Annotated in this window: 1 tRNA gene and 3 rRNA genes; all 4 read right to left on the reverse strand. The window is 49.3% G+C overall.

Annotated elements, in window-relative coordinates:
* Positions 1-5 precede the first annotated feature (5 nt).
* Positions 6-121: ribosomal RNA gene (gene rrf, locus QZ106_RS08705) — 5S ribosomal RNA — on the reverse strand.
* 172 nt (positions 122-293) lie between these two features.
* Positions 294-3,190: ribosomal RNA gene (locus QZ106_RS08710) — 23S ribosomal RNA — on the reverse strand.
* Between the two features lie 250 nt (positions 3,191-3,440).
* Positions 3,441-3,516, reverse strand: a tRNA-Glu gene (locus tag QZ106_RS08715).
* Positions 3,517-3,621: 105 nt separating this feature from the next.
* A 16S ribosomal RNA gene (locus QZ106_RS08720) occupies positions 3,622-5,161 on the reverse strand.
* The 16S, 23S and 5S rRNA genes sit together here with 1 tRNA gene alongside, the layout of an rRNA operon.
* Positions 5,162-5,317: the final 156 nt, after the last annotated feature.

Genomic DNA, 5,317 nt, shown 5'->3' on the forward strand with positions numbered 1-5,317 from the left:
AATAAACTTGGCGGTGACCTACTCTCACATGGGAATCTCCCACACTACCATCGGCATAACAGCGTTTCACTTCTGAGTTCGGTATGGAATCAGGTGGGTCCACCGCATTATCGCCGCCAAAAATCGGTCGATGATATTCTTCTCTTTCTCTCTTATCTCTTTCTTTTTATTTCTCTGTCTTCTTCAAACTAAAACAAGCTGACTCTCCACTTTCTCTTCTTCGTCTCGTCTCTTAACCGTTACCCTTACACACCACGCTCGCTTAGGATTCCCCCAAAACACTTGAGCGTTGTATGGCTAAGCCTCTCGGGCAATTAGTATGCGTTAGCTCAATGTATCACTACACTTACACACCGCACCTATCTACGTCTTAGTCTTAAACAACCCTTACACACTTGATGTGTGGGAGAACTCATCTCTTGGCAAGTTTCGTGCTTAGATGCTTTCAGCACTTATCTCTTCCGCATGTAGCTACCCGGCAATGCGTCTGGCGACACAACCGGAACACCAGTGATGCGTCCACTCCGGTCCTCTCGTACTAGGAGCAGCCCCAATCAATTCTCCAACGCCCACGGCAGATAGGGACCGAACTGTCTCACGACGTTCTAAACCCAGCTCGCGTACCACTTTAAATGGCGAACAGCCATACCCTTGGGACCTACTTCAGCCCCAGGATGTGATGAGCCGACATCGAGGTGCCAAACACCGCCGTCGATATGAACTCTTGGGCGGTATCAGCCTGTTATCCCCGGAGTACCTTTTATCCGTTGAGCGATGGCCCTTCCATGCAGAACCACCGGATCACTATGACCTACTTTCGTACCTGCTCGACTTGTCTGTCTCGCAGTTAAGCTTGCTTATACCATTGCACTAACCTCACGATGTCCGACCGTGATTAGCAAACCTTCGTGCTCCTCCGTTACGCTTTGGGAGGAGACCGCCCCAGTCAAACTACCCACCAGACACTGTCCGAGACCGCGTTTCGCAATCTTCGTTAGAACATCAAACGTTAAAGGGTGGTATTTCAAGGACGACTCCATAATCACTGGCGTGACTACTTCAAAGTCTCCCACCTATCCTACACATCAAAATTCAATGTTCAGTGTCAAGCTATAGTAAAGGTTCACGGGGTCTTTCCGTCTAGCCGCGGGTACACCGCATCTTCACGGCGATTTCAATTTCACTGAGTCTCGGGTGGAGACAGCCTGGCCATCATTATGCCATTCGTGCAGGTCGGAACTTACCCGACAAGGAATTTCGCTACCTTAGGACCGTTATAGTTACGGCCGCCGTTTACTGGGGCTTCGATCAGGAGCTTCTCTTTCGATTACACCATCAATTAACCTTCCAGCACCGGGCAGGCATCACACCCTATACGTCCACTTTCGTGTTTGCAGAGTGCTGTGTTTTTAATAAACAGTTGCAGCCAGCTGGTATCTTCGACCGGTTCAACCTTCAGGGGCAAGCCCTTACAATCTACGCCGGCGCACCTTCTCCCGAAGTTACGGTGCTATTTTGCCTAGTTCCTTCACCCGAGTTCTCTCAAGCGCCTGAGTATTCTCTACCTGACCACCTGTGTCGGTTTTCAGTACGGTTTAGTAAAGCCTTTCGCTTAGTGGCTTTTCCTGGAAGTGTGGTATCAGTTACTTCAGCTCCGTAGAGCCTCGTCATCATCTCTCAGTGTTAAGGAAGTCCGGATTTGCCTAAACTTCCCACCTACCAACTTAAACGTACATATCCAACAGTACGCTAACCTAACCTGCTCCGTCCCCACATCGCAGCTTTACCAAGTACGGGAATATTAACCCGTTTCCCATCGACTACGCTTTTCAGCCTCGCCTTAGGGGCCGACTCACCCTGCCCCGATTAACGTTGGACAGGAACCCTTGGTCTTCCGGCGAACGGGTTTTTCACCCGTTTTATCGTTACTTATGTCAGCATTCGCACTTGTGATACGTCCAACAGCCCTCTCGAACCATCTTCATCCGCTTACACAACGCTCCCCTACCCAACAGACTTGCGTCTGATGCCGCAGCTTCGGTGCTATATTTGAGCCCCGTTACATCTTCCGCGCAGGCCGACTCGACTAGTGAGCTATTACGCTTTCTTTAAATGATGGCTGCTTCTAAGCCAACATCCTAGCTGTCTAAGCCTTCCCACTTCGTTTCCCACTTAATATAGACTTTGGGACCTTAGCTGGCGGTCTGGGTTGTTTCCCTCTCCACGACGGACGTTAGCACCCGCCGTGTGTCTCCTGAGTATCACTCTTCGGTATTCGTAGTTTGCATCGGGTTGGTAATCCGGGATGGACCCCTAGCCGAAACAGTGCTCTACCCCCGAAGGTGTCCGCTCAAGGCTCTACCTAAATAGATTTCGGGGAGAACCAGCTATCTCCCGGTTTGATTGGCCTTTCACCCCCAGCCACAAGTCATCCGCTAATTTTTCAACATTAGTCGGTTCGGTCCTCCAGTTAGTGTTACCCAACCTTCAACCTGCCCATGGCTAGATCACCGGGTTTCGGGTCTATACCTTGCAACTCAACGCCCAGTTAAGACTCGGTTTCCCTTCGGCTCCCCTATTCGGTTAACCTCGCTACAAAATATAAGTCGCTGACCCATTATACAAAAGGTACGCAGTCACCCTTGCGGGCTCCCACTGCTTGTACGTACAAGGTTTCAGGTTCTATTTCACTCCCCTCACCGGGGTTCTTTTCGCCTTTCCTTCACAGTACTGGTTCACTATCGGTCAATCAGGAGTATTTAGCCTTGGAGGATGGTCCCCCCATCTTCAAACAGGATATCACGTGTCCCGCCCTACTTTTCGTTAGCTTAGTACCACGACCTGGACTTCGAGTACGGGGCTATCACCCTGTGTCGCCAAGCTTCCCAGCTTGTTCCTCTGTCTCTATCGCTATCACTAACAGGCTCTTTCGCTTTCGCTCGCCGCTACTCACAAAATCTCGGTTGATTTCTTTTCCTCGGGGTACTTAGATGTTTCAGTTCTCCCGGTTCGCCTCACTTACCTATGAATTCAGTAAGTGATAGTAGATTCTTCATCTACTGGGTTTCCCCATTCGGACATCTTGGATTAAACGCCTCTTATCGACTCATCCAAGCTTTTCGCAGATTAGCACGTCCTTCATCGCCTCTGATTGCCAAGGCATCCACCTTGTACGCTTTGTCACTTAGCCATACAACCTCAAGTATTCTTAGGATGAACAATCTGATGAAGATAAAATGGAACTTAAAGTTAAAATTCACTTTACATTATAGATTGACGCTAAAAACACGTTAGGTTTGTCAGCCGTAACAGTTAATTTATTCAGAATCATTGCCTTTTATCAATGACCCTTACTCAGACTTTCTTGAAAGTCTCGTTTTCAGCTTGTTTCCAGTTTGTTAAAGAACAGTTTATTAAGAAGACAAAAAATCATCTTTAAATGGCGTCCCCACGGGGATTCGAACCCCGGTTACCGCCGTGAAAGGGCGATGTCCTAGGCCTCTAGACGATGGGGACAACATGTAAAGATATTCTTCACATCTTGCTTTATTTGTTTATTCTTCTTTTGTTTACAATCATCAGCCAAACTGTGTGGACACTTAAAGTCAATTCTATCTTTGGTAAGGAGGTGATCCAACCGCAGGTTCCCCTACGGTTACCTTGTTACGACTTCACCCCAGTCATGAATCATACCGTGGTAAACGCCCTCCCGAAGGTTAAGCTATCTACTTCTGGTACAACCCACTCCCATGGTGTGACGGGCGGTGTGTACAAGGCCCGGGAACGTATTCACCGCGACATTCTGATTCGCGATTACTAGCGATTCCGACTTCATGGAGTCGAGTTGCAGACTCCAATCCGGACTTAGACGTACTTTCTGAGATTCACTCCACCTCGCGGCTTCGTCACCCTCTGTATACGCCATTGTAGCACGTGTGTAGCCCTACTCGTAAGGGCCATGATGACTTGACGTCATCCCCACCTTCCTCCGGTTTATCACCGGCAGTCTCCTTTGAGTTCCCGACCGAATCGCTGGCAACAAAGGATAAGGGTTGCGCTCGTTGCGGGACTTAACCCAACATTTCACAACACGAGCTGACGACAGCCATGCAGCACCTGTCTCATGGTTCCCGAAGGCACTCTCATATCTCTACAAGATTCCATGGATGTCAAGAGTAGGTAAGGTTCTTCGCGTTGCATCGAATTAAACCACATGCTCCACCGCTTGTGCGGGCCCCCGTCAATTCATTTGAGTTTTAACCTTGCGGCCGTACTCCCCAGGCGGTCGATTTATCACGTTAGCTACGGGCACCAAGCTTAAAGCCCAATCCCCAAATCGACAGCGTTTACAGCGTGGACTACCAGGGTATCTAATCCTGTTTGCTCCCCACGCTTTCGCACATGAGCGTCAGTACATTCCCAAGGGGCTGCCTTCGCCTTCGGTATTCCTCCACATCTCTACGCATTTCACCGCTACACGTGGAATTCTACCCCTCCCTAAAGTACTCTAGCTACCCAGTCTGAAATGCAATTCCCAGGTTAAGCCCGGGGATTTCACACCTCACTTAAATAGCCGCCTGCGTGCCCTTTACGCCCAGTTATTCCGATTAACGCTCGCACCCTCCGTATTACCGCGGCTGCTGGCACGGAGTTAGCCGGTGCTTCTTCTGTGATTAACGTCAATCGTGATGCCTATTAAACATCACGCCTTCCTCGTCACCGAAAGAACTTTACAACCCGAAGGCCTTCTTCATTCACGCGGCATGGCTGCGTCAGGGTTGCCCCCATTGCGCAATATTCCCCACTGCTGCCTCCCGTAGGAGTCCGGGCCGTGTCTCAGTCCCGGTGTGGCTGGTCATCCTCTCAGACCAGCTAGAGATCGTCGGCTTGGTAGGCCTTTACCCCACCAACTACCTAATCCCACTTGGGCTCATCTCATGGCATGCGGCCTTGCGGTCCCGCACTTTCGTCTCTCGACTCTACGCGGTATTAGCGACAGTTTCCCGTCGTTATCCCCCTCCATAAGCCAGATTCCCAAGCATTACTCACCCGTCCGCCACTCGTCAGCAAGAAAGCAAGCTTTCTCCTGTTACCGTTCGACTTGCATGTGTTAAGCCTGCCGCCAGCGTTCAATCTGAGCCATGATCAAACTCTTCAATTCAAAAAGTTTAATCGCTCAATACTGCTGACTTAATTAATCATCTATATAAATAAACGAATCTTCGTAGCACTATTCAGTTCAATTTTAAAATTCTTTAATGATAAAAACGAATCTTCAAGTGCCCACACAGTTTGTCTGATTGATTGTTAAAGAACA

This window comes from uncultured Aggregatibacter sp. (genome assembly GCF_901873365.1).
GTDB lineage: Bacteria > Pseudomonadota > Gammaproteobacteria > Enterobacterales > Pasteurellaceae > Aggregatibacter.